General features: G+C 67.9%; 27 protein-coding genes and 1 pseudogene. 18 read left to right on the top strand and 10 right to left on the bottom strand.

The features are described 5' to 3' along the window. Positions 1-42: 42 nt before the first annotated feature. Entirely contained in the window at positions 43-801 is a 759-nt protein-coding gene (locus tag J5X86_RS09395; RefSeq protein WP_208516276.1) for a DJ-1/PfpI family protein, read from the bottom strand. A 77-nt stretch (positions 802-878) separates the two neighbouring features. On the opposite strand from J5X86_RS09395, the gene J5X86_RS09400 reads away from it, so the two are divergent. After that, complete coding sequence (locus J5X86_RS09400) at positions 879-1,037, top strand: hypothetical protein (protein WP_208516277.1); 159 nt, start codon at positions 879-881, stop codon at positions 1,035-1,037. Then, complete coding sequence (locus tag J5X86_RS09405) at positions 1,034-1,399, top strand: MmcQ/YjbR family DNA-binding protein (protein ID WP_014060615.1); 366 nt, start codon at positions 1,034-1,036, stop codon at positions 1,397-1,399. The genes J5X86_RS09400 and J5X86_RS09405 overlap by 4 nt, the downstream gene beginning before the upstream one ends. Positions 1,400-1,429: 30 nt before the next feature. Here J5X86_RS09405 and J5X86_RS09410 read toward each other — a convergent pair whose 3' ends face one another. Both J5X86_RS09410 and J5X86_RS09415 read right to left on the bottom strand, forming a co-directional pair. Continuing rightward, positions 1,430-1,903: a carboxymuconolactone decarboxylase family protein gene (locus J5X86_RS09410; RefSeq protein WP_119988263.1), complete on the bottom strand. Its 474-nt coding sequence runs from the start codon at positions 1,901-1,903 to the stop codon at positions 1,430-1,432. A gap of 144 nt (positions 1,904-2,047) precedes the next feature. Continuing rightward, entirely contained in the window at positions 2,048-2,992 is a 945-nt protein-coding gene (locus J5X86_RS09415) for an amidohydrolase family protein (RefSeq protein ID WP_208516278.1), read from the bottom strand. Positions 2,993-3,051: 59 nt separating this feature from the next. Here J5X86_RS09415 and J5X86_RS09420 point away from each other — a divergent pair, with 59 nt between their 5' ends. Then, complete coding sequence (locus tag J5X86_RS09420; RefSeq protein WP_243979937.1) at positions 3,052-3,603, top strand: MarR family winged helix-turn-helix transcriptional regulator; 552 nt, start codon at positions 3,052-3,054, stop codon at positions 3,601-3,603. A 10-nt stretch (positions 3,604-3,613) separates the two neighbouring features. On the opposite strand, the gene J5X86_RS09425 is transcribed toward J5X86_RS09420, so the two are convergent. Next, entirely contained in the window at positions 3,614-4,258 is a 645-nt protein-coding gene (locus J5X86_RS09425) for a CGNR zinc finger domain-containing protein (protein WP_208516279.1), read from the bottom strand. A gap of 144 nt (positions 4,259-4,402) precedes the next feature. Here J5X86_RS09425 and J5X86_RS09430 point away from each other — a divergent pair, with 144 nt between their 5' ends. After that, positions 4,403-5,110, top strand: a complete 708-nt coding sequence (locus J5X86_RS09430; protein ID WP_208516280.1) for a haloacid dehalogenase type II — start codon at positions 4,403-4,405, stop codon at positions 5,108-5,110. 13 nt (positions 5,111-5,123) lie between these two features. On the opposite strand, the gene J5X86_RS09435 is transcribed toward J5X86_RS09430, so the two are convergent. Beyond that, on the bottom strand, positions 5,124-5,723 hold the full coding sequence (locus tag J5X86_RS09435) for a hypothetical protein (protein WP_208516281.1): 600 nt from the start codon (positions 5,721-5,723) through the stop codon (positions 5,124-5,126). A 93-nt stretch (positions 5,724-5,816) separates the two neighbouring features. Then, positions 5,817-6,020 carry a hypothetical protein gene (locus J5X86_RS09440; RefSeq protein WP_208516282.1) on the bottom strand — a complete coding sequence of 68 codons (204 nt, stop codon included), beginning with the start codon at positions 6,018-6,020 and terminating at the stop codon, positions 5,817-5,819. Positions 6,021-6,313: 293 nt separating this feature from the next. On the opposite strand from J5X86_RS09440, the gene J5X86_RS09445 reads away from it, so the two are divergent. The 5 genes from J5X86_RS09445 to J5X86_RS52415 all read left to right on the top strand — a co-directional run bounded on the left by J5X86_RS09445 (position 6,314) and on the right by J5X86_RS52415 (position 12,360). Further along, positions 6,314-8,896 (top strand): PQQ-dependent sugar dehydrogenase, encoded by a 2,583-nt coding sequence (locus J5X86_RS09445; protein ID WP_208516283.1) that lies wholly within the window; start codon positions 6,314-6,316, stop codon positions 8,894-8,896. A gap of 151 nt (positions 8,897-9,047) precedes the next feature. After that, entirely contained in the window at positions 9,048-9,317 is a 270-nt protein-coding gene (locus tag J5X86_RS09450) for a hypothetical protein (RefSeq protein WP_208516284.1), read from the top strand. Continuing rightward, positions 9,310-9,933, top strand: a complete 624-nt coding sequence (locus tag J5X86_RS09455; RefSeq protein WP_208516285.1) for a DUF6879 family protein — start codon at positions 9,310-9,312, stop codon at positions 9,931-9,933. The genes J5X86_RS09450 and J5X86_RS09455 overlap by 8 nt, the downstream gene beginning before the upstream one ends. Beyond that, on the top strand, positions 9,930-11,111 hold the full coding sequence (locus J5X86_RS52410; protein WP_308124481.1) for an AAA family ATPase: 1,182 nt from the start codon (positions 9,930-9,932) through the stop codon (positions 11,109-11,111). Before J5X86_RS09455 ends, J5X86_RS52410 begins: the two co-directional genes overlap by 4 nt. Positions 11,112-11,238: 127 nt before the next feature. Beyond that, positions 11,239-12,360 (top strand): tetratricopeptide repeat protein, encoded by a 1,122-nt coding sequence (locus J5X86_RS52415; protein WP_308124482.1) that lies wholly within the window; start codon positions 11,239-11,241, stop codon positions 12,358-12,360. A gap of 6 nt (positions 12,361-12,366) precedes the next feature. Here J5X86_RS52415 and J5X86_RS09465 read toward each other — a convergent pair whose 3' ends face one another. Next, positions 12,367-12,786, bottom strand: a complete 420-nt coding sequence (locus J5X86_RS09465) for an ATP-binding protein (RefSeq protein WP_208516286.1) — start codon at positions 12,784-12,786, stop codon at positions 12,367-12,369. Positions 12,787-12,921: 135 nt separating this feature from the next. On the opposite strand from J5X86_RS09465, the gene J5X86_RS09470 reads away from it, so the two are divergent. The 4 genes from J5X86_RS09470 to J5X86_RS09485 are packed head-to-tail and all read left to right on the top strand — an operon-like array spanning position 12,922 to position 15,642. Then, on the top strand, positions 12,922-13,773 hold the full coding sequence (locus J5X86_RS09470; protein WP_208516558.1) for a helix-turn-helix transcriptional regulator: 852 nt from the start codon (positions 12,922-12,924) through the stop codon (positions 13,771-13,773). A 10-nt stretch (positions 13,774-13,783) separates the two neighbouring features. Then, positions 13,784-13,990: a DUF397 domain-containing protein gene (locus J5X86_RS09475; RefSeq protein ID WP_208516287.1), complete on the top strand. Its 207-nt coding sequence runs from the start codon at positions 13,784-13,786 to the stop codon at positions 13,988-13,990. Between the two features lie 15 nt (positions 13,991-14,005). Continuing rightward, positions 14,006-14,755, top strand: coding sequence for a DNA repair protein RecO (gene recO, locus J5X86_RS09480; RefSeq protein WP_208516288.1), 750 nt, complete (start codon positions 14,006-14,008; stop codon positions 14,753-14,755). Between the two features lie 50 nt (positions 14,756-14,805). Next, a complete protein-coding gene (locus J5X86_RS09485) occupies positions 14,806-15,642 on the top strand; it encodes an isoprenyl transferase (RefSeq protein WP_208516289.1) in 837 nt (278 codons plus the stop codon). Between the two features lie 65 nt (positions 15,643-15,707). Here the strand turns inward: J5X86_RS09485 and J5X86_RS09490 are convergent, their stop codons facing one another. Next, a complete protein-coding gene (locus J5X86_RS09490; protein ID WP_208516290.1) occupies positions 15,708-16,286 on the bottom strand; it encodes a TetR/AcrR family transcriptional regulator in 579 nt (192 codons plus the stop codon). Between the two features lie 71 nt (positions 16,287-16,357). Between J5X86_RS09490 and J5X86_RS09495 the strand changes: the two genes are divergently transcribed. From J5X86_RS09495 to J5X86_RS09510, 5 genes and pseudogenes are all read left to right on the top strand, one after another. After that, a complete protein-coding gene (locus J5X86_RS09495; protein ID WP_208516291.1) occupies positions 16,358-16,951 on the top strand; it encodes a dihydrofolate reductase family protein in 594 nt (197 codons plus the stop codon). Positions 16,952-17,066: 115 nt separating this feature from the next. Beyond that, entirely contained in the window at positions 17,067-17,459 is a 393-nt protein-coding gene (locus tag J5X86_RS09500; RefSeq protein ID WP_208516292.1) for a hypothetical protein, read from the top strand. Then, positions 17,456-18,172, top strand: a complete 717-nt coding sequence (locus J5X86_RS50510) for a hypothetical protein (protein ID WP_243979939.1) — start codon at positions 17,456-17,458, stop codon at positions 18,170-18,172. The genes J5X86_RS09500 and J5X86_RS50510 overlap by 4 nt, the downstream gene beginning before the upstream one ends. Next, positions 18,067-20,495, top strand: a pseudogene (locus J5X86_RS09505) (RHS repeat-associated core domain-containing protein); the annotation flags it as partial. The gene J5X86_RS50510 and the pseudogene J5X86_RS09505, both read left to right, overlap by 106 nt. A gap of 12 nt (positions 20,496-20,507) precedes the next feature. After that, positions 20,508-20,951 (top strand): hypothetical protein, encoded by a 444-nt coding sequence (locus J5X86_RS09510; RefSeq protein WP_208516293.1) that lies wholly within the window; start codon positions 20,508-20,510, stop codon positions 20,949-20,951. A gap of 96 nt (positions 20,952-21,047) precedes the next feature. On the opposite strand, the gene J5X86_RS09515 is transcribed toward J5X86_RS09510, so the two are convergent. Next, the gene (locus tag J5X86_RS09515; protein ID WP_208516294.1) at positions 21,048-22,217 is read right to left on the bottom strand and encodes a Cmx/CmrA family chloramphenicol efflux MFS transporter; all 1,170 of its coding nucleotides are present in this window, start codon (positions 22,215-22,217) and stop codon (positions 21,048-21,050) included. A 319-nt stretch (positions 22,218-22,536) separates the two neighbouring features. After that, the gene (locus J5X86_RS09520; protein ID WP_208516295.1) at positions 22,537-22,962 is read right to left on the bottom strand and encodes a Fur family transcriptional regulator; all 426 of its coding nucleotides are present in this window, start codon (positions 22,960-22,962) and stop codon (positions 22,537-22,539) included. Positions 22,963-22,983 lie beyond the last annotated feature (21 nt).

The raw sequence follows: 22,983 nt of genomic DNA on the forward strand, positions 1-22,983 counted from the left end.
CGGGGCCCGTGGGCGACGGCAGGGCGCGCTGAGGTGAGTCCGTCATGCGTTCTGCGCCGCGCGCTGCTCCAATGCCTGCGAGACGGTGCGGGCGATGGATTCGTCGATGCGTTCGCCGAAGGTGGCTACGGCGAACTCGGCGAATCGGGCCACCACTTCGGCCCCGGCGCCCTCGGGGGAACCGGCGTCGAAGGGCGGCTGGGGGTCGTACTCCATGGCCAGCTGGGCGAGTTTCGCGGCGTCCTCGCCGAGCATGCGCGCGACGAGGGTGAGCCCGAAGTCGATACCCGCGGTCACACCGCCGCCGGTGACCCTGTTCCTGTCGATGCACACGCGCTCGCTCGACACCTCGACGCCGAACCGCGCCAGCTGGTCCCGTGTGGCCCAGTGGGTCGCGGCCCGGTAGCCGTCGAGCAGGCCCGCCGCGGCGAGCGCGAGCGAGCCGGTGCAGACCGAGGTGATGTACGAGGCCGTACGCCCGTGGTTCGCGAGGAAGTCGAGCTTGGTGGGGTCGAGCAGCACCTCGTCGACGCGTCCGCCGGGTACGAACAGGATGTCCAGGTCGGCGGGGCAGTCCTGGAGGGTGACGGTCGGCAGGACGGCCAGGCCGATGTCGGACACCACTGGTTCGAGTGAGTGCGACACCAGGTGAACCCGCATGCCCGCACTCGCGAAAGCCAGATGCGGACCGACGAAGTCGAGCGTCGTATGCCCTCCGTACAGCAGCATGCCGACGTCCATCGGACGTGTGGCCGCGCCCGCCTGCGGACCGTTCTCCTGTGTCGTCGTCTCTTCTGCCAACTCGATCCTCCGTGGTGTGCCGAAAGCGCGTGGAATCGCGCTTTTCGGCAGGTTATGCACGGGCCGTGGCATCAACCATGAGCGTTTCTGCCGAGCCTCCACGGATTCTCGCCAGTCGGCTGTCGGAGGCACGGGCTACGGTGGGTTCGTTGTTGCACCCCTTGAGCCTTTCGGTCGAGTACGTCGAGTACGTCGAGTACGTCGAGTACGTCGAGTACGAGGAGAACCCGGAGTGACCCCCGAACAACTGCGGTCCTTCTGCCTCTCCTTCAACGCGGTGGTGGAGGAGTTCCCGTTCTCCCGTCACCCGGAGGTCGCGGCCTTCAAGGTGGTCGGCAAGATCTTCGCCCTGACGACGCTGGACGCCCGCCCCCTCACGGTGAATCTGAAGTGCGACCCGGCGGACGCGGGTCGGCTCCGTGAGGGGCATCCGGAGTTGATCATCCCGGGGTGGCATATGAACAAGCGCCACTGGAACACGGTGACGGTCGACGGCGGCCTCCCGGACCGGCTGGTCCGGGAGCTCATCGAGGACTCCTACGACCTGGTGGTCGCGGGGCTGCCGAAGGCCGAGCGCCTCCGGCTCGACCGCCCATGAGGGTTTCCAACGGCGGACGCCGGGCCGGTCTCAGCCGAACTGGCCGGGCTGGTAGTCGCCGGCGGGCTGCTGGACGATGACGTTCAGGCGGTTGTAGGTGTTGATGATGGCGATGATGGCCACCAGGGCGGCGAGCTGTTCCTCGTCGTAGTGCTTGGCCGCGTTCGCCCACGCCTCGTCCGTGACACCACCGGCCGCGTCGGCGATACGGGTGCCCTGCTCCGCCAGCTCCAGGGCGGCGCGCTCGGCGTCGGTGAACACCGTGGCCTCCCGCCAGACCGCGACGAGGTTGAGGCGCGTCGAGGTCTCCCCGGCCTTCGCGGCATCCTTGGTGTGCATATCGGTGCAGAAGCCGCAGCCGTTGATCTGGCTGGCGCGGAGCTTCACCAGCTCCTGCGTCGCGGCCGGCAGCGCCGAGCCCGTGACCGCCTTGCCCGCGGAGTTGATGTGCTTCAGGAACGTGCCGAGGAGCGGGTTGCCGAAGAGGTTCAAGCGAGCATCCATGGTGAGCTCTCCTATGCCGTTGCGGTGGCTGTGGTGACACCTCCCTGACGGAACGGCTCGGGGAGATGTGACAGGACCGCATGTGACCTGCGTCTCCCTCCCGGGCCGGGCCTCGGAGCGGGCCTCGGGCCGGGATGGGGTGGGTCAGCGGGCGAGGCGAGGGAAGAGCGCCTCGGCATTGCCGCGGTCGATGGCCTCGGCCTGCCCGGGGGTGTAGTCGGGGTAGGTCTCCAGGTAGTGGTTGTAGTAGGTCCCGGCGTCCTGGGGCGCGAAGGGCCAGTCGCTGCCGTAGAGGACGTGACCGGGCTCGGCGAAGGCCAGCAGCGCGGGCAGGGCGCTGGGGCTCGCGGACAGGGCGGTGTCGAAGTAGAACCGCTTCAGGTCGCGCAGGATGTCCTCGGCCTCGCGCTCGCGGTCGACGACGGTGGAGGTCAGGCCGGAGAAGCGGTACGCGGCGTAGGGCAGGAAGCCGCCGCCGTGGGAGAGGATCACGCGCATGTTCGGGTAGCGGCTCATGACGCCGTTCAGCACCAGATTGAGGGCGGTGCGCGTGGTGTCGAAGACGTAGTCGGCCAGCGGGGCGGGGGTGCCGGGCAGGAGCGGCATCGGCGGCTGGGCGGGGTGGACGAAGACGGTGGCGCCGCGGCGGTCGATTTCGGCCCACAGCGGTTCGAAGTCGGGGTCGCCGAGGTAGCGGCCGTGGGCGTTGGACATCAGGACGACGCCGTCGGCACCCAGGGTGTCCAGCGCGTGCGCGGTCTCGGCCAGGGCGGCGTCGACGTCGGGCAGCGGGACGCTGGCGAAGTGGCCGAAGCGGCCGGGGTGGTCCCTGACGACCTCGGCGCCGTACTCGTTGACGGCGCGGGCGAGGTCGCGCGCCTGTGCGTCGCTGCCCAGGTGGACGCCGGGGGAGGTGACCGACAGGACGCCGGTGGCGATGCCCTGCTGATCCATCATCGCGATGGCGTCGGTCGGGCTCCAGGCGGGGATGGCCCAGCCGCCGGAGTCGAGGCCGTGCGCGGCGAGGGTTTCGGCCCAGATGGGCGGAACGATGTGCTGGTGGACGTCGATACGGGCGGGGAAGGTCATGATGATGAGCCTCCTAGTATTTAGCTTGCTAACCAATCTTATTTAGTAAGCTAACAGTCATGCGAGAGGCAGGCAACCAACAGGCGGGCGAACCAGCGGCCGGTCCCGCGCCCGATTGCGCCCCCGAAGCGGGCGTGGAAGACCTGGCCCAGGCCGCCGACCGGCTCTTCTACGCCATGCGGCGCTCGCGGGCCGCCACCGTCGGCCAGTCCGCGGTCGGCCTGTCCATGTCGCAGGTGGCCCTGCTCGACCCCCTGGCGCAGGACGCCGAGGGGGACGGCCTGCCGGTCGGCCGCCTCGCGGCCGGCGCCGAGGTCAGCGTGCCCACCGCGACCCGCATGCTCCAGCAACTGGAGGCCAAGGGCGTGATCACGCGGCGTCGCTCGCCGCAGGACGAGCGCCAGGTCCTCGTCCGCCTCACCGAAGAAGGCGCCGAACGCCTCACCGCGATGCGGACCGAGCTACGGGCGCGCCAGTACGAGGCGCTGTCGCAGTTCACCCCGCAGGAGCGCCGCGCCCTGGCCGCGCAACTGCACCGCCTGACCGGCATGATCAGCGCAACCATCCCAGGCCCGGCGGGCACCCCACCGGGAGCAGGGGCCGCCCCATAGCGGCGGCGGCCTACTGTGAGTCGGCGCCCCTTCCGCGCGTCGCGGCGTGGCGGGCGCGGTGGTTGGCGACGTTGACGCGGTTGCCGCACAGGCCGGGCATGCAGTACCGACGGCTGCCGGGCCGGGTGGTGTCGATGAACACGCCGCGGCAGGTGGGCGCGGTGCACGGGCGGAATCGCTGCTCGCCGAGGGTGTGTACGACCCCGAGGATGCCCATGCCGCAGATCAACGAGAGGGCGTCGGCGACGGTTGCTCCGTCCCGGAGCGGGGCGGCCCAGCGCGTGCGGTTCTCGCGCCCGGGATCGGGAATCAGGGTGGCGCCCTGGGCGGGCGAGGTGAGCGCGGTGGCACCGGCGATGAGGTGATCGCGGTCGGGGTGATCGATCAGCTCGCGCACGGTCACCCGAAGTGCGTGGACCGCACGCAGCTCGGCTGGGCGTGCGCGGCGGGCGAGCTCGGACAGCCCGTCGCGAACGCCCTCGTTCCCGGACTGACCGGATTGACCGGACTGACCGGACTGACCGCCGTGCAGATCGGCGAACGCGACGAGGGCGGCCAGGTCGGGCAGGTGGTCGTCGCCGCGCCAGACCTCGGCAGTGGTGTTGACCAGCTCGGTCGCGACCCCAGCCGCCCAGACGTAATCGTCCAATGCCACTTGCATCCTTGACGAACCTCTCGCTACCTTCGACTAAAAGCGACTTTACCCCTTACGCATGCGAGCCGGTGGGCGGGGCGGGGGAGGGCGGTGATGCCGTCGCCCATGCCGCCCCCTGCCGTGGCTTCATCCAGGAGACCGCCCATGTCAGAGCTGGAGATCGATGCCCTCGTCTTTGACGTGCTCGGCACGCTCGTCGACGAACGCGCCGGTATCCGCGCCGGTATCCGCGAACTCGCCCCGTCAGCCCAGTCGCTCGACGATTCCAGGATCGAGCGACTCCTGTCGCTGTGGCAGCAGCACATCGACCGCGAGCAGCGTCGCGTCCTCGACGGCGACCGCCCGTACCTCACCAGCGACGCCCTCGACCAGGAGGCCGCCCGGCTCGTCGCCGACGCCGCCGGAGTCGACGACCCGGCCGCCGTAGCGGCGCTGGCCCTGTCCGGCCGCCGGCTCCCGCCGTGGCCCGACACGGTGGCGGGGCTCGCTCGACTCGCCGAACGGTTCCCGCTGATCGGGCTCTCCAACGCGAGCCGTACGGCACTGCTGGGACTCAACGCCCACGCCGGACTGCGCTGGCACCAGGCCCTGTCCGTCGAAGACGCCCGGACCTACAAGCCCGACCCGGCCGTCTACCAATTGGCCGTCACCGTTTCCGGACGACCGCCGGAGCGGCTGCTGATGGTCGCCGCCCACGCCTGGGACCTGCGTGGAGCGCAGCGCCTCGGCCTGCGCACCGCCTACGTCGCCCGTCCCGTAGGCGACCCGCCCACCGCCTCGGACCGCTTCGACGTGCACGCGGACGACCTGGCCGACCTGGCCGACCAACTCGACAAGCTCCAGGGCGCTTGATCCATGACGGGGCTCAGGCGATACCCCGCTTCGCGCGCTCGGCATCGATGAGCTCTTCCATGAGCTCCTCAGGATCCACCATCCATTCGGGATCGTAGAGGTCGTCATGGTCCTGCCCGCTGAGAGGGAGCCCCAACTCGGCCAGCCGGGCGGACAGTTGGGAGAATGCGGACGGGGCGTCGTCGGGCTCGTCGTGGTAATGGGCTCTGTCCGCGGCACACGCTTCGGCCAGCGTGCTGCCCGCCATGCTCCAGTACGAGAACTCGGTGTCCAGCTCGATGACGGGCCAAGGACCGTCCGTGGGCTCGTCGGGGTGCAGCCAATAGCCGATCCAGCCCTTGCCGCCTTCCGCGACGAGCTTGACGTACTTGGCCATCTCGGCGGCTCCGGCGTTGATGGCCTGCATCTCGGGGTCGGCGCGTTCCTTTTCGCTGAGATAGCTGGTGTCGAGGAGCGGATGGAGCTGATCGGATTCGAAGAACTTGAGGTCGAGAAGGGCACGGAATTCGGTGCGGTTCTCCCACTGCGCCACCAGCATCGTGCGCAGGTCGTCGGGGATCGGACGGCCGTCCAGCCGCTCACGGGAGAACGTCGCGAGCCGTTCTTCGAACATGGTCCCTCTTCACTCGTTCACTCGTCGAAGCAAGCTGATCCGATGACCTTAAGGGCACCCTCGGACAACTGACCTTCACGCCGTGAGGAGTGCTCAGTCCCGGAACGAACCGTCCTCCCTGCGCGAGTGCCGCGACAGCAGGTGCTTGCACTGCGGGCAGTGCCGCCTGAACCCCTTCTTGATCAGATAGCTGATGCCGATCGTCACCACATGCATCAGCCCCACCGCCGCGTTCTGGAACAGCCGCCCCAGCCACGACCTCGTACACGTCTCACAGTCCCGGCAACCGTCCGCCATGGCACGTTCCCCCCACTCGTCATCCGTTGTGCTCGTGCTGACCCGCTCTGTAGAACCAGTGTGCGCAACGGAGAACGCCGCCCGGGCGCCAACTGCCGCCCCACCGCCGGGTTGTGACCGCCCCAGATCGCGCCCAGCACACAGTTGTGACATCCCGGATCACTTCGGACGGCCCGCCCGTACATCCATGCCGTGCACACCAAATTCCGCACCATGCACGCCCCTTGACGTGGACGCGTCGCTACGCGTCACTGATAGGAACCTTTCCTATCAGTCTGTCCGGAGGAAACCCTGTGGCGCCCATCCCCCGCAGACCGCGCCGAGCGGTCGGTGCCTTCCTGGCCGCGGCCACCGCGGCCTTAACCATCACGCTGCCGAACATCAGCGCGGCCCAGCCCTCCGACGCGAAGGCCGCCGCCGCATCCGTGCGGTACGAGGCCGAGTCCGCGGTCATCTCCGAGGGCGCGGCCGAGTCCAACCACGCCGGCTACTCCGGCACCGGATTCGTCAACTTCGACGTCGTCACGGGCGCCTACGTCGAATTCACCGTCGACGCGGCACAAGCCGGCCCCGCCCGGCTCGACTTCCGCTACGCCAGCGCCTCCGCCGACCGCCCGCTCGACATCGCCGTCAACGGCGGCACCGTCGCCGACGACCTCTCCTTCCCGGCGACCGGCGCCTGGACCACCTGGAAGACGGTCAGCGTGAACGCCACGCTCAAGGCCGGCGGCAACACGGTCCGCGCGACCACCTCCGGCGCCGACGGCCCCAACCTCGACAAACTGACCGTCACCCCGACCGGCCCCGCCGACACCGAGCGGCCCACCGCCCCCGCGAATCTGCGCAAGGACAAGGAGCCGACGGCCACCACCGTCTCGCTGGCCTGGGACGCGGCCACCGACAACGTCGGCGTCACCGGCTACGACATCTATCAGCACGGCCAGTTGATGAAGAAGGTCGGCGCGGACGTCCTCGCGGCGACCGTCGAGAACCTCGACCCCGAGACCTCGTACGACTGGACCGTCTTCGCGCGGGACGCGGCCGGGAACGCCTCCGAGGCATCCAACGCCGTCACCATCGCGACCCTGCCCGCACCGCCCGACACCGAGCCGCCGACGGCCCCGGCCAACCTGACCTCCCCCTCGAAGACGGCCACGACCGTCGATCTGGGCTGGTCCGCGTCGAGCGACAACGTCAAAGTCACGGGCTACGAGATCTACCGCGACGGCGTGCTGTCCGGCACCTCGGAGACCACCTCCACCAGCGTCGCGGGCCTGACCCCGAACACCGCGTACGCCTTCAAGGTCAGGGCGTACGACCTCAAGGGCAACAAGTCCCCCTTCACGCCCGAGATCACGGTGACCACCTCCGGAAGCCAGCCGGGCGGCACCCCCGACCCCGGCACGGTCAGCACCATCGCGAGCGGCGTGGACGTGGCCTGGGGCCTGGGCTTCCTGCCCGACGGCACCGGCATCTTCACCGAGCGCAACACCTTCAACGTCTACAAGCTGACCAAGTCCGGCACGAAGACCCTGGTCGGCAAGGTGCCCAACTCCCAGACCACCGGCGGCGAGGGCGGTCTGCTGGGCCTCGAGATCTCCCCGACCTTCGCCACCGACCACTACCTCTACTTCGTGCACACCTCCAGTGAGGGCAACCGCATCGCCCGGATGACGCTGGAGAACAACACCCTCAGCGGCTACAAGGTGCTGCTCCAGGGCATGGAGAAGAGCCGCTTCCACAACGGCGGACGACTGCGTTTCGGCCCCGACGGCAAGCTGTACGCCTCCATGGGCGACGCCCAGACCGAGTCGCGGGCGCAGGACCGGAACTCGCTCAACGGCAAGATCCTCAGGATCAACCCCGACGGCTCGATCCCGTCCGACAACCCCTTCGGCAACGCCGTCTGGTCGCTGGGCCACCGCAACCCGCAGGGCCTGGACTTCGACTCCAAGGGCCGCCTGTGGGAGTCCGAGTTCGGCAACAGCGTCATGGACGAGGTCAACCTCATCCAGAAGGGCGGCAACTACGGCTGGCCCAACTGCGAGGGCACCAGCGGCGACTGCTCGGACTCCGACTACATCGCGCCGAAGAAGACCTGGTCGACCTCCTCGGCCTCACCCAGCGGGCTGACGATCATCAATGACCATGTCTTCGTCGCCACCACCGTGGGGAAGCGCGTCTACCGGATGCGCATCGACTCCTCCGCCAACCTCGTCGAGCAGAAGACGTACTTCCAGGGGACCTACGACCGGCTGCGTACGGTCGAGGTCGACCACGACGGCGACATCTGGCTCACCACCTCCACCGACAAGGACGGCACCGACGGCAACGACCGCATCCTGCGGATCGACATCGTCTACTCGGACGACGGCACCGCCGGTGAGTTCAAGCTGAGCAGCAGCGCCTTCAAGGACAACGCGACCATCCCGGAGCGCCACACCTGCGCCGGCGACGGAACCGCGGGCCAGGACCCCTCACCGCCGCTCGCCTGGGGCGCCGGAACCACCGGCGCACGCGGCTGGGCCATCGTCTTCGCCGACGTCGCGAACAGCGGCAACAAGCTCCACTGGGCGATCTGGGACATCCCGGCGGCCAAGCTCTCCCTGCCCGAGGCGCTGGGATCCGGATTCAACGTCCCCGGCCAGGACGGCGCCAAACAGAAGGCCATGGGCAGCGGCGCCAACGCCCAGCAGTACTTCGGCCCCTGCCCCGGCGGTTCGACCCATCCGTACACCTTCACGCTCTACGCCCTGAACAGCGCGACCGTGCCCGGGATCAACTCCGGCTCGTCGATGGCCCAGATCGAGACGGCGATCAAGAACGCGAGCACGGCGAACGTGAAACTGCGCGGCAACTCGGACGCGGGAACGTAGGTATTGGGGTGAGGCAGAGGTGGCCGGAGGGCCCGGACGTGGTCCGGTCCTCTCCGGCCCCTCGGCGCCGCAGCCGTGGCATGCCTGACACCTCATGTGTCATCCTTGAGATGATGGACAGTCAGTGACGCCGGGGCTACGGAGGGGATTGATGACCCGTCTTTGGGAGGCTGACCCGTCGGCGTTATTCGCCAAGCGTCTGGGAAAGTCGGCTGCAGAGCTTGGGAACTCTGAGGACGAAGAAAAGTGCCCGGATATCTGGCAGCTTGACAATGGTGATATCGCTGTCATTGGCCGTGACCTTACTGCCGTCTATGTCTCACGTTTACCCACTGGTGTGTCCATTGGGGCCGACGAGCGACTGGTTGTCATTCCCGGAAACATGCTCAGTGCGGCGAAGGTAGATATTCCCGATGCTTGACCTTCGCGCCCCGACGCTCCCGGCCAGCCAAGGCGAACCACTCGATGACGACGCCTACGTCACTGATTTCCGGGCGCGACGCAAGGCTATCCGTAATGGCGAGTCCTGGAAATTGGAACGGCTGCAGCACTTCGAAGAGGAGGGCAGTCTTGCCAGGGACGCGCTCCGTCGAGGCGACTGGGACGAAGCGCTCCGGCTCTTCGAAGCGAGGCGTGAGGCCACACAGAAGGCGGCTGAAGAGGACCGGCGGAACGGCTCCCCGTTCCATCGCTTGCGCGTGGTGGAAGAGCCGCTGACGCCATACATGCAATGGGAGCTGCACTCGCTTCACGTCCGCGCGGAGGTCGGGCACCCTACCCGTGTGCTGCCCGCGAAGGAAGTCGCCGCCGCTGAGACCGATTACCTTCTGCCCGAGTTCGTCATCCTCGACAATCTCACCCTTTATGAGATTCTCTACACCGAGACCGGAGCCTTCGAGAGCGCCCGCCGTTTCACCGACCCCGAGATCGTAAAACCTTGGGTGACCTACGTGAAACAGGCTTGGGCTGTAGCGGAGGATATCCGGACCTACTTCGAGCGCGCGGTGGTACACCTTCCGCCGCCCCCGGCGGCATGAGCGGAGCAGAATCCAACGCCCCGGCCGGAGACGAGGGAAGTCGCCCACAAGGCTCTCAGAATGACTTGTCAGGGTCGTCTCGGGACGTCGTACAGGCCGGCAACGTCTCGGGCGGCATCAACTTTTACCAGCGGATGCCGGGGGAGTCGGCCAGCCTCATACCGCGACAGCTCCCGGCGGATGTGCACGCCTTTGTCAACCGCACCGACGAACTGCATCAGCTTGATGCGATCCTGACCAGCTCAAGCGGCGACCGACTGGTTGTCTCGATCCATGTAGTGGCCGGCACGGCAGGTGCGGGGAAGACCTCGCTGGTGCTGCACTGGGCTCACCAAGTCAAGGACCGCTTTCCCGACGGTCAGCTCTTCGTCAATCTGCGTGGCTACGACCCCGGCGAACCCGTCACCGCGGACCAGGCACTACGCCGATTCTTGCGCGCGCTCGGCGTGCCTGCCGACCAAATCCCCCAGGACGTCGATGATGCCGCCGCTTTGTACCGCTCCCTGCTCGCCGAGCGACGCGTCCTGATTCTGCTCGACAACGCCGCCACGGTCAGCCAGGTGCGGCCGCTCCTCCCCGGGAGTGGTAACAGCCTGGTAGTGGTGACCAGCCGTAACCGGCTCGCCGGCCTCACCGTACGAGACGGGGCTCGCCGTCTGATGCTCGGCACGCTTCCCGAGCCTGAGGCGATTGCCTTACTGCGCGCGGTCACCAGCGGCTATCGGCCTGGAGACGATGAGGAAAAGCTGACTGAACTGGCCCGTCTGTGCGCTCGGCTGCCACTCGCCTTACGTATCGCGGCAGAGCGCGCTGCCAGTCATCCTCATATGAGGATCGACGATCTCATCTCTGACTTGCGGGACGAGTCGGCGTTGTGGGACGCGCTCAGTACCGGGATTGATGAGGAAGCGGAAGCGGTCCATTCGGTCTTCGCGTGGTCCTATCGCGCCTTGCCGGTATCCTCCGCGCGGCTCTTCCGCCTGCTGGGGATTCATCCGGGCCCCGAGTTCAGTCTCCATGCGGCTGCCGCTCTCTGTGAGCACAGCCTTAGCCGGACGAGGCAGCTTCTGGACGATCTCGTGAGCGCTCACCTGCTGGAACAGATCGCACCGGACCGACCGATTCCAGTTCCACGACTTACTGCGCGCCTTCGCCACTGGCCAGGCGCAGAGCGATGAGCCAGTAGAGCAACGGAACGCGGCCCTGCGCCGTGTCCTGGACTGGTATCTGCATACTGCTGACGCGGCGCAGAGTTGGCTCAGACCTTCCGAGGAGCATTCCCCCCTGGCGGCATCGACAGCTTCCGTGCCTCCCCTGGTCTTCGCCGATTACGACGCGGCGGCGGACTGGGCGGACCGCGAACACACGACTCTGCTCCGTTTGGTTCCGGCCGCCGTATCGGACGGGATCGACACTCTCGCCTGGCGCCTGGCCGAGGTGCTGTGGATTGCCCGCTACCCGTCAGCGCCAGACAGTGACTGGATCGACCCGATGCGTGCCGGTCTGGCGGCAGCCGAACGGGCGGACGAACCGGGCGCCCAAATCCGATTGGTCAACTACCTGGGCATGGCCTACCGGAAATACCGCCGCCTCGACGAGGGCATGGAATGTCACCGACGGGCCAGGGAACTCGCGCACAGGGCAGCCATGCCCCTCGAAGAGGCGCGCTCGCTGAATCTCATCGGCCTGATTCACCTTGAGAGCCGCCAACTTGACCCGGCCGCTGACCACTTTGAGCGCGCCGCTGCGATCTTCCGTGACGCGGATGAACCCCGCAGAGTGGCTATGGCCCTGTCCAACATCGCCAGCAGCCGTCTCGATGCGGGCCGCCTGCCCGAGGCCGAGGAGGCCGCCGAACAGGGGCTCGCCGCCCACCGAGCCCTGAACAATGAAAGAAGCGTGGGCAATGCCTTGTATATCGTCGCCGAGCTCCGCCGCGAGCAGGGCGAACTCACAGCGGCACGACATGCGATCGACGAGGCCCTCGACATCGCGCTCAACCTCAGGAGTCACGTCCTGGAAGGCTTTTGGCTGCTCACTCTGGGCGACATCCAGCGTGTCGCTGGGCAATACGGCGACGCGCTGATCTCGTACCAGCGGTCCGCCAAACTCCATCGCCGTCTCGGCGACCGCAGCCGAGAAGCCCTCGCTTGGCGGGGCACCGGGCAGACCTTTGCGGCGATGGACCGCTACGACGAGGCCACTGCGTTTCATCGTCAGGCCGCTGCCGTGCACGGACAGCTCGGCGATGCGTGGCAGCACGCCTTGGAACTCGACCACCTGGCCGCCGTCGTGGATATGGCGGACCCCCAAGCGGCCCGCGTCCACTGGGCCGAGGCCCTGTCCCACCTGGTCACGTACGCCGACCCCCGGGCCGTGGCCGTGCGGTCTCGCATTGAGGGGCATCTGGCCGATCCTCCAGCGTAGCTACTGTCATTCGGTGAGCGGTTCGCGCAGTTCGAACCAGATGTGCTTGCTGGTGGGGCGCAGCCCGTGCTCCCAGGTGACGCCCCACGCGTAGGCCAGCTCCTGCATCAGGAACAGCCCCCGGCCGCCCTCCTCGTCGGGCGCCGCGTCGCGGGGGTACGGGTGGCGGTCCGGGGAGCCGTCGCGTACGGCGATCGTCGCGATGCGGTCGCGGACGAGGGTGTCGATGTGGATCAGTTGGGTGTTCGTGTGCCGGTTGACGTTCGTCACGGCCTCGGAGACCAGGAGTTTCGCCGTGTCCGCGAGGTCGTGCAGGTCGTTGGCCTGGAGGAGGGCGGCGATGGCGTCCCGGCAGACCCTGGGGCTCTTGGGGGAGTTGGGGGCGCTGAACCGGTAGGCGTACGGGGGTTCGGCGGTTTCAGGCATGGTGGTGCTCCCAACGCGGTGCGTGATTGGTTCGATGCGCTGCGCTATCAGGACCATAGAGCATCTGAGTGCACGTGTGCACTACGCTTCCGGTAACCGTTAACTGAGTGGACGTGACTGAAGGGGAGGGTGTTGGTGTCACCCAGGTCAGGCCCGACCGCGAGGCAGCGGCGCCTCGGTACGGAACTGCGCAAGATGCGCGAGCACGCCGGAATGACCGTGGCCCGCGCCGGCGAGGAGCTGGGCGCGGATCGCACTCGGATCAGCAACATGGAGGCAGGCCGCCTCGGCATGAGCGAGGAGCGAGTGAGGACGCTGGCGGCGATCTACTCGTGCGCGGACCAGGCGTGCGTTGACGCGTTGGCGGCCATGGCCGTGGAACGGGTGCACGGCTGGTGGGAGGAGTACCGGGGCAAGCTGCCCGCAGGCGCGCTCGATCTGGCCGAACTGGAACACCACGCGGTGAACCTGAGGACGATGCAGCCGATGCACATCCCGGGGCTGCTGCAGACGGAGGACTATGCCAGAGCCGTGTTCGCTACGGCGGTACCCGATCTCACCGCGGCCGAGCACCGTCGCAGGCTGTCCCACCGGCTGAAGCGTCGGGACGTACTGGACAGGGACAATCCGCCGCAATGCACCTTCCTCGTCCATGAGGCCGCGTTGCGGATGCGGTTCGGCGGCGCCAAGGTGGCCCGTGGCCAGTTGGAGTACCTGCTGGAGGCGTCCGAGCGCGACAACGTGACCGTGCGCGTGATTCCATTCGCGGCCGGAGGTTTTCCCGGCGCGGGGGCTTCCGTACTCTATGCGGCTGGACCGGTGCCGCAGCTGGACACCGTTCAGCTCGACGTGGCGACCGGAGTCGCTTTGGTGGACGCGGAAACGCTCGTTGCCAACTACAGGGAAGTCCTGGACCGGACGCAGGGGCTGTCACTCAGCCCTGAGGACACGCGCGACTTCGTTCGCGACATCGCGCAACAGCTCTGAAGGCATGGAGATGTCTGACATACAACACTGGCGGAAGTCCTCGTACTCAGGTGACGCTGCCAACAACTGCGTCGAGCTGGCTCAGGTCCCGGACGCCGCCGCGATACTCCTCCGCGAGAGCGACGAGCCGCAGACCGTGATCGCCACCACCCCCGCCGCCCTCCGGGCGCTCACCCGGGCCGCCCGGGCCGGGCGGTTCGATCATCTGTCCCGCTAGGGGACAATGGGCGCCATGAGTCTGTTCCGCGACGACGGCATCGTGCTGCGCACCCAGAAGCTGGGGGAGGCGGACCGGATCATCACCCTGCTCACCCGCAACAACGGCCGCGTCCGCGCCGTCGCGCGAGGCGTGCGGCGGACGAAGTCGAAGTTCGGCGCGCGGCTCGAACCGTTCAGCCACGTCGACGTGCAGTTCTTCGCCCGCGGTGGTGGCGAGCTGATCGGGCGCGGGCTGCCGCTGTGCACGCAGAGTGAGACGATCGCGCCGTACGGTGGGGCGATCGTCACCGATTACGCCCGCTACACCGCCGGTACGGCCATGCTGGAGACGGCCGAGCGGTTCACCGATCACGAGGGCGAGCCCGCCGTACAGCAGTATCTGCTGCTCGTCGGCGCCCTGCGCACCCTGGCCGCCGGGGAGCACGAGCCGCATCTCGTCCTGGACGCGTTTCTGCTCCGCTCCCTCGCGGTCAACGGTTACGCACCGAGTTTCGATGACTGCGCCAAGTGCGGGATGCCCGGTCCGAACCGGTTCTTCTCGGTTGGCGCGGGCGGGGTCATCTGCGGAGAGTGCCGGGTGCCCGGAAGCGTCGTACCCTCGGCGGAGTCGCTGACGCTGCTGGGTGCGCTGCTGACCGGGGACTGGGAGACGGCGGACGCGTGTGAGGTGCGGCATGCCCGGGAGGGCAGCGGGCTCGTGGCGGCGTATTTGTCCTGGCACCTGGAGCGGGGACTTCGGTCGCTGCGGTACGTAGAGAAGTAGCAGCAGAAGCAGTAGCACAGAGAGCAAGAGCTGAGGGAGACGTGGCAGGCATGGCAGGACGCGGGTTTCTGGGCCGACAGCGGCGCGAGTACCGGACCCCGGAGCCGCACCCGTCCGGCGCCCGGCCGCCGAAGATCCCCGGTGAGCTGGTGCCGCAGCACGTGGCGTGCGTGATGGACGGGAACGGCCGCTGGGCCAAGGAGCGCGGGCTGCCGCGCACCGAGGGGCACAAGGTCGGCGAGGGCGTCGTGCTGGACGTGCTCAAGGGCTGCCTCGAGATGGGCGTGAAGAACCTCTCCCTCTACGCCTTCTCGACCGAGAACTGGAAGCGCTCGCCCGACGAGGTGCGCTTCCTGATGAACTTCAACCGCGATGTCATCCGCCGCCGCCGCGACGAGATGGACGCGATGGGCGTACGGATCCGCTGGGCGGGCCGGATGCCGAAGCTGTGGAAGTCGGTGGCGCAGGAGCTCCAGGTCGCTCAGGAGCAGACCAAGGACAACGACGCCATGACGATGTACTTCTGCATGAACTACGGCGGCCGGGCGGAGATCGCGGACGCGGCGAAGGCGCTGGCGGAGGACGTCCGGTCGGGTCGGCTCGATCCGTCGAAGGTGAACGAGAAGACGTTCGCGAAGTACCTCTACTACCCGGACATGCCGGATGTGGATCTCTTCCTGCGCCCTTCGGGCGAGCAGCGGACGTCCAACTACCTGATCTGGCAGAGCGCGTACGCCGAGATGGTGTACCAGGACGTGCTGTGGCCGGACTTCGACCGCCGCGACCTGTGGCGGGCGTGCCTGGAGTACGCCTCGCGGGACCGCCGCTTCGGCGGGGCGATCCCGAACGAGGACCAGTTGAAGAAGGACGACTCCCCGTCCGAGTAAGCGCGTAGGCGGCGTGAGCGGCGGCCGCTTGGTCCGCCGCCGCCACGCCTGTTCCGCCGCCATGCCTATTCCGCCGCCACGATGCGCTCCACCGCGGCCGCCACCAGCCGGTCACGCTCAGCCTCCGTGAAGACGTCCGGCAAGGTGAGCTGCTCGACGATCAGCCAGTTCAGAGCCAGTATCAGCAGCTTGACGGCAATGGCGTCGCCGGGGAGCCCCGACGCCTCGTGGTAGGCGACGTTGGCATCGACGTCGGCCCGCACCCGCTCGGTGAGGACCTTACGGAGCGCGGGGCGGCGGGTGGCCTCGAGGCGGAGCTCCAGCAGGGCCAGATAGCCGGTGCGGAACGAGGCCACGCGGCCGACGAGTTCACGCATCAGCTCCACGTAGGTCTCCCGGTCGCGGCCTGCCGCCCGCTGGCGGGCGATCGTGGCCTCGTCGGGCTGGAGCCGCTCATAGACACGGGCGCCGGCCTGGGTGAGCAGATCGTCGCGGTTGGCGAAGTAGTTGGATGCCGTACCGGCGGGGACGGCGGCCTCGGTGTCCACCGCCCGGAAGGTCAGGCCGCGTGCGCCTTCCCTGGCCAACACCTCGATCGCAGCGTCGACGAGTGCGGCGCGCCGCTCGTCGTTCCGTCTCACCATTGACACCACTCCGTCTGTAGTACTACGCTCAAACCACTTCAGTCAGAGTACTACAGGTGGAGCTGCCAACGATGCGAAAGCTCGTGTACTACGTCGCCGTCACGCTCGATGGCCGCATCGCCGGCCCCGGCGGCGAGTACGACTTCTTCCCCGGTGGCGACGAACAGCAGTCCGCCGCCTACTCGGCCTGGACCAACACACTGTTTCCCGAGACGGTCCCGACCGCCCACCGCGCCATGGTCGGCCTGACCGACGCGCCCAACCGCCACTTCGACACCGTCATCATGGGCCTCGGCACCTACCGCCCCGCCCTGGACGCGGGGATCGGCAGCCCCTACGCGCATCTGCGCCAGTACGTGGTGTCCAGCACCCTCAAGCCGGACATCGACCCGGCCGTCACCGTCGTCCCGGGCGACCCGCTCGCCCTCGTACGCGAGCTCAAGCGGGAGGAGGGCGCGGGGCTGGACGTATGGCTCTGCGGCGGTGGCAAGCTGGCGGGTGCCCTCCTGCCCGAGGTCGACGAACTGGTGATCAAGAACTACCCGGTCGTCGCCGGTGCCGGGGTCCCGGCCTTCGACGGCGCCTTCGACCCCACCGTCTTCGACGTCGCCGAGCGCACCGCCTTCCCCAACGGCGTCACCCTCACCCACCTCACGCGCCGCTAGCCATGGCGCTCAGCGCTCTTTACTCGTTGTAGGGCCCACATTGAACGGTCCATGATGATCGCCGCCCTAGCCTGGAAGCTTTGCACGGCAAACGCTCAACGGGGGGAGGCGTCGCATGGGGAGCGGCAGCAGCGGCGGCGGGCACGGCGGCGGCAAGGTCCTGGACATCAAGGTGGCGGACATCAAGTCCGTCGCGCCCACCTTCCACCACCAGTCGGTGAAGCTGAGTGAGGCGCTGACCAAGCTGATCACGACGCTGGACGGCTATGGGGAGGCGTGGGGGGACGACAAGCCCGGTAAGGACTTCGGCAAGCAGTACAAGCCGAACCAGAAGCACATCGAGTCGGCGGCCGGCATTCTCGTTCTCGGGCTGACCAGCATCTATGAGGCGATGAACGACATGGCCGACGGTCATGTCGACAACGACAAGCTCATCGAGGGCATGTTCACCAAGGCCAAGCACGGCTCCGGCCATGATCAGGGTCCGGGCGCGGGCGGCCATCGGTGAGTTTCGGCAGCGAGATCGAGGAGAAGGCCAAGGCCCTCCTCATGAAGCTCGGCATGTGGTGGCCGGACGCCAACTCCGGCACTCTGCGCCACGCGGCCGACGCCTGGCGGACGTTCGCCGACAGCGTGGACGATGTGCGGGTCGCGACCGACAAGGCGGCCACGACGCTCATCCACCACAACAAGGGCGAGGCGATCGACGCCTTCGAGACCTTCTGGGGGCGTTACGCCAAGGGCAAGGACGAGGGCTGGCTGAGCAACCTCGCCAAGTCCGCCCGGAACATGGCCAAGGCGCTGGACAAGTTCGCCGACACCGTCGATGACGCGATCGAGAAGCTGTGGACGCAGATCAGCATCGATGCCGTCGCGCTCGTCGGCGGTGGACTGCTGACCATCGTCACCGGGGGTGCCTCCGACGGGGTGGCGGCGGAGATCATCGCCATGGCCGCCGGTCTGGGCGTCGCCGTGGAGGAAGCGGTCGCTGTCATCGCCGCGGAGATGCTGACGGGCGCGGTCTTCACCAGCGTGCTGTCGGTGACGATCGACGCGGCGGTGGCTCAGCCGGTGAAGATCGCCCTGGGGCAGCAGAAGGGCTTCAGCCTGGACGAGGTCAACCAGGCCGAGCCACGTACAACGCGCTGTGCCTGCCGCTGGAGGTCACCGAGCCGGGCGGCGGGACGTGGCGCCACACGTACGACGACACGGGCAACCTGACCGCCACCACCGACCCGACGGGGTCGACCACCACCTACGCCTACACCGACCGGGGCCACCTCGCCCAGGTGATGGACGCACTGGGCCGCACCCGCCGCATCGCATGTGACCCGGCGGGACTGCCGGTGGCGGTCACGGACCCGCTGGGCCACACCACGAGCGTCCGCCGGGACACCTTCGGCCGGGTCGTCGAGGCGACGGACCCCCTGGGCCACACCACCCGTATGGGCTGGACGACCGAGGGCAAACCGGCGTGGCGGGAGGAACCGGACGGGGCACGGGAGACCTGGACCTGGGACGGCGAGGGCAACCTCCTCACCCACACGGACCCGGCGGGCCACACCACCCACCAGACCTCCACCCACTTCGACGTCCCCGCCAGCCGCACCGAGCCGGACGGCGCGACGTACGCCTTCGCCTACGACACCGAGCTGCGCCTGACCGAGGTCACCAACCCCCAGGGCCTGACCTGGACCTACACCTACGACCCGGCGGGCCGTGTCACCTCCGAGACTGACTTCAACGGCCGCACCCTCGCCTACACCCACGATGCGGCCGGCGACCTGCTGACCCGGACCAACGGCGCGGGCGAAACGATGCGTTTCACCCGGGACGCGCTGGGCCGTGCCGTCGAGCAGCGGGACGACGCGGGCGAGACCACGACCTTCGCCTACAACGCTGTCGGCCAACTGGCCCAAGCGACCAACGCGGACGCCGAGCTGACCATCGAACGCGATGCGCTGGGGCGCGTCCTGTCAGAAACGGTCAACGGCCGCACGACGACGTACGCGTACGACGCCGAGGGCCGTCGGACCCAGCGCACAACTCCCAGCGGCATCGTGAGCGAGTGGACGTACGACGCGGCAGGCCGCCCTACGTGCCTCGACAACGGCTCGGGAACCCTCTCCTTCACGTACGACGCGGCGGGACGGGAAACCGAACGCCGCCTGGGCGAGGGCGTGACCCTGACCCAGACCTGGGACAAGGCAGACCGCCTCACCACACAGACCCTCACCCGCGAACCGGGGGAGGCAGACCGCATCCTCCAACACCGGGCGTACGCCTACCGCCCGGACGGCTACCTCACCGAGATCCGCGAACTCACCTCGGGCACCCGCCGCTTCGACCTGGATCCGGTAGGCCGCGTGACGGGGGTCCACGCCCACGGCTGGACCGAGACGTACGCCTACGACACGGCAGGCAACCTCACCCACGCAACGGCCCCCGCGCACGCGTCACCCGGCGACCGGGAGTTCTCGGGGACGATCATCCACCGAGCGGGCCGCACGACGTACGAACATGACCCCCAGGGCCGCCTGACCCGCCGCACCCGGAAATTGTTGAACGGCCAGACCCGCACCTGGACCTACACCTGGAACGCCGAAGACCGCCTCACCGACGCGACGACGCCCGACGGCGACCACTGGCACTACACCCATGACCCGCTGGGCCGTCGCATATCCAAACAACGCCTGGCCGAGGACGGCACGGTCGCCGAATCGGTGGACTTCACGTGGGAAGACACCCGCCTGGCGGACAATCCACCCCCGAGGGCAAGCACACCACCTGGGACTACGTCCCAGACACCCACCGCCCCCTCACCCAAACCGACCACACCCCGCTGATCCGGGAGCCGGGCGCATCCCTCATCGAGAAATTCACGGGCGCGGACAACCCCGAAACGCACCCCCGCTTCCACGCCATCATCACGGACCTGGTCGGCACCCCAACAGAACTGGTCACCCCTGACGGAGACCTGTCCTGGCAACACCGCACCACCCTCTGGGGCACCCACTTCCCCTCCCGGGCGAGCACCTCAACGGTCGACTGCCCCCTCCGCTTCCCCGGCCAATACGCCGACCCCGAAACGGGCCTGCACTACAACTACTTCCGCCACTACGACCCGGAAACGGCCCACTACGTCACCCCGGACCCCCTGGGCCTCGATCCCGTCCCCAACCACCACGCCTATGTCGCCAATCCATTCGTGTGGCTTGATGCGCTTGGTTTGAAGTGTGGCATTGACCTGTCACAGGCCACTCCATACAGAGGACGGTTCCCGCAGACGGCAAACCCTGGCGAGGTCCTGGTCCGCCGCAAAGAGGATGGAAGCGTAACCGCATATGCTGTCTATGATGCTGACGGCAAGCCGGTGAAGCGTGTTGACATATCGGCGGACTCGAAGCCTCACAACGGTGTACCGCCACCACATGTGGTCGAGATGAAGAAGCATGTGAATCCGAAGACTGGTGAGGTGTATTACAACTGGGACAAGAACTCGACGCGGCCGGCCAGGCCAGACGAAATACCGCTCCCGGAGTGAAAATGGAGTGTCGTGAAACCTGAAGAGTACCCAGAAGTTCGATCCTGGATCGAAAGTCTTACCGGGGCTCCTGACTTTGTGGACTTCCTTACGCACAATTGCAGTGTCGGTATGTGGCTTGCCTTCTCCCGTCTAGTGAACCCTGAGTTCATTGAGATTCATGGCTGCATCCTCTGGGAGCGTAAATATAATCAGAACAGGTTCGAGGAATGGTGGCAACATCTGGACGGAAATGTTTACGCCATCGAGAATACGCTGAATCGGTTTGTCGTGGCCGATGTGGTTCCGTGTGAGGAGTCTCCCGAGAACGACAGTGCGCTCGCCGACATAGCCGATGCCATTGCTGGATCCTGGGATCATGTCCTGGCTCGCACTTTTCCAGATCGTGCTTTCAAGGTCCATGTCCTTTCTACCGACGACGGGCCAACGATCGTTTTCCATCAGGCGGGCGGCTGAACAACAGAGATCCGCGCTGCGGAAGTCCAGCTCCCGCAGCGCGGATTGACGACAGCGGCGAGGATGCGTCCGGTACGTCACCCCGAATCGCCGAAGTCAGTACCCGGCTTCCTCGACGCCCGCCCGGGCACCCCATGCCCGCGAAGCGGCGACAGCACCCACCGCCGTCGCGGCCAGCGCGGCGCTGACCCACACCGCCCCCCGGTAGTCGCCCGTCGTCTCCGTCGCGACGCCTGCGGCCAACGGGCCCAGGAAGGCACCCGTGTTCAGCGCGACCGTGGCGAACGAGCCGCCCAGCGAAGGGGCCTGGGAGGCCGTGTGCATGACGCGGGTGACGAGGGTTGAGCCGATGCCGAACGACAGGCCGCCCTGGAGTATCGTCGCGATGAAGAGCGGGGCCGTATAGGGGCTGGCCAGCGCCAGCAAAGCCCAGCCCACGGGCAGGGCGCACATGGCCAGGAACAGGCCCCTCCCGAACCCGCCGTCGGCCTTACGGCCGGCCGTGGTGACCCCCACGAAGGCGCCCACCCCGAACGCGGCGAGAAGGGCGGGGACGGCGGCCCCGGGGAGGTGGGTGATGTCCGTGGCGATGACGGCCAGGTAGGCGAAGGTCGCGAACGTCGCCCCGTTGACCACGGCCGCGAGGGCCATGGCCCACTGCACCGGGCGCGACGCCACCACACGCGCTTCCCGCCTGATCGACACATCCTCCCGACCAGCCGCGTCGGCGGGTGCCTGGCGGAAGACCAGAGCCAGCGCGGGCAGGCACAGGGCCGCCACGGCCCAGAACGCGGAACGCCAGCCGCACCACTCCCCGAGCAACGCCCCCGCGGGGACACCCGCGACGCACGACAGCGTGACCCCGGACAGCAGAACGGCGGTGGCCCTGGCGTGCTGCGCCGTCGGTACGAGGGCGGTCGCGACGGACATCGCGACCGCCAGGAAACCGGCGTTGGCGATCGCGGCGACGATACGAGTACCGAAGAGCACGGCGAAGTCCGTCGTCACCGCGCCGATCACATGCACAACCACGAACGCCGTCAGAAAGCCCGCCAGCGCCCTCCGCCGTGGCCATTGCGCGCTCAGCGCGGCCATCACCGGGGCGCCGACGATCATCCCGATCGCGTACGCGGACGTCAGGCTCGCCGCGGCTCCCACCGACACGGAGAGGTCTTGGGCGATGCCTGGTACGAGACCGGACAGCATGAACTCGGATGTTCCTTGCGCGAAGACAGCGAGCGCGAGGACGTAAAGGAAAACAGGCAAGAGGTCGACTCCAGCGAAGAGCGGATGCGGGCAAGAACAGCCGCGTGCTGGATGTCGGACTACGCCATGACGAGCCATGAATACGTCATGACTACGACGAGCCCGAGACGGAACCAGACACACGGAGTCGTGTCCGGTCGCTGGAAGCGAGATCGACCCAAACCAAAAGTCAGGTCAGCGGTTCAGACAACTGCTCGCCGCCGAACGACCGGCGGCTCCGTTCTGTCTGATTCAGGGCTCGTCATGTCGGGCACCGTATCCACAACCCCCGACAGAGATCAATCGGAGCGGGGCGGGGGCCAATCCCGCGAAGGGGAGATCAACCCTGCGAAGCCTTCGTCGCCGCGCAGTCGCCGCAGGTGCCGAAGATCTCGATCGTGTGGGCCACGTCCACGAAGCCGTGCTCGGCGGCGATCGCGTCGGCCCACTTCTCGACGGCGGGGCCCTCCACCTCCACCGCCTTGCCGCAGGCGCGGCAGACCAGGTGGTGGTGGTGCTCCTCGCTGTTGCAGCGGCGGTAGACCGCCTCGCCCTCCGTGGTGCGGAGGACGTCGACCTCGCCGGCGTCGGCGAGGGACTGGAGGGTGCGGTAGACGGTGGTCAGGCCCACCGAGTCGCCTCGGTGCTTGAGCATGTCGTGGAGCTCCTGCGCACTGCGGAACTCGTCCACCTCGTCCAGTGCTGCCGCCACCGCGGCGCGCTGCCTGGTGGACCGGCCGCGTACTGGGGGACCCGCGGTCACCACGGCTGCCTCCTCAACCTCACA

Source organism: Streptomyces sp. NEAU-YJ-81, assembly GCF_017592595.1.
Lineage (GTDB): Bacteria > Actinomycetota > Actinomycetes > Streptomycetales > Streptomycetaceae > Streptomyces > Streptomyces hygroscopicus_B.

Excerpts from the sequence above, each read along its gene's own strand:
- J5X86_RS52410 (WP_308124481.1), top strand. The coding sequence starts at position 9,930 with ATGAGCGGAGCAGAATCCAACGCCCCGGCCGGAGACGAGGGAAGTCGC.
- J5X86_RS09500 (WP_208516292.1), top strand. The coding sequence starts at position 17,067 with ATGGGGAGCGGCAGCAGCGGCGGCGGGCACGGCGGCGGCAAGGTCCTG.
- J5X86_RS09490 (WP_208516290.1), bottom strand. The coding sequence starts at position 16,286 with ATGGTGAGACGGAACGACGAGCGGCGCGCCGCACTCGTCGACGCTGCG.
- J5X86_RS09400 (WP_208516277.1), top strand. The coding sequence starts at position 879 with ATGAGCGTTTCTGCCGAGCCTCCACGGATTCTCGCCAGTCGGCTGTCG.
- J5X86_RS09430 (WP_208516280.1), top strand. The coding sequence starts at position 4,403 with ATGTCAGAGCTGGAGATCGATGCCCTCGTCTTTGACGTGCTCGGCACG.
- J5X86_RS09410 (WP_119988263.1), bottom strand. The coding sequence starts at position 1,903 with ATGGATGCTCGCTTGAACCTCTTCGGCAACCCGCTCCTCGGCACGTTC.
- J5X86_RS09440 (WP_208516282.1), bottom strand. The coding sequence starts at position 6,020 with ATGGCGGACGGTTGCCGGGACTGTGAGACGTGTACGAGGTCGTGGCTG.
- J5X86_RS09475 (WP_208516287.1), top strand. The coding sequence starts at position 13,784 with ATGTCTGACATACAACACTGGCGGAAGTCCTCGTACTCAGGTGACGCT.
- recO (WP_208516288.1), top strand. The coding sequence starts at position 14,006 with ATGAGTCTGTTCCGCGACGACGGCATCGTGCTGCGCACCCAGAAGCTG.
- J5X86_RS09435 (WP_208516281.1), bottom strand. The coding sequence starts at position 5,723 with ATGTTCGAAGAACGGCTCGCGACGTTCTCCCGTGAGCGGCTGGACGGC.
- J5X86_RS09495 (WP_208516291.1), top strand. The coding sequence starts at position 16,358 with ATGCGAAAGCTCGTGTACTACGTCGCCGTCACGCTCGATGGCCGCATC.
- J5X86_RS09465 (WP_208516286.1), bottom strand. The coding sequence starts at position 12,786 with ATGCCTGAAACCGCCGAACCCCCGTACGCCTACCGGTTCAGCGCCCCC.
- J5X86_RS09415 (WP_208516278.1), bottom strand. The coding sequence starts at position 2,992 with ATGACCTTCCCCGCCCGTATCGACGTCCACCAGCACATCGTTCCGCCC.
- J5X86_RS09420 (WP_243979937.1), top strand. The coding sequence starts at position 3,052 with ATGCGAGAGGCAGGCAACCAACAGGCGGGCGAACCAGCGGCCGGTCCC.
- J5X86_RS09455 (WP_208516285.1), top strand. The coding sequence starts at position 9,310 with ATGCTTGACCTTCGCGCCCCGACGCTCCCGGCCAGCCAAGGCGAACCA.
- J5X86_RS09485 (WP_208516289.1), top strand. The coding sequence starts at position 14,806 with ATGGCAGGACGCGGGTTTCTGGGCCGACAGCGGCGCGAGTACCGGACC.
- J5X86_RS09450 (WP_208516284.1), top strand. The coding sequence starts at position 9,048 with ATGACCCGTCTTTGGGAGGCTGACCCGTCGGCGTTATTCGCCAAGCGT.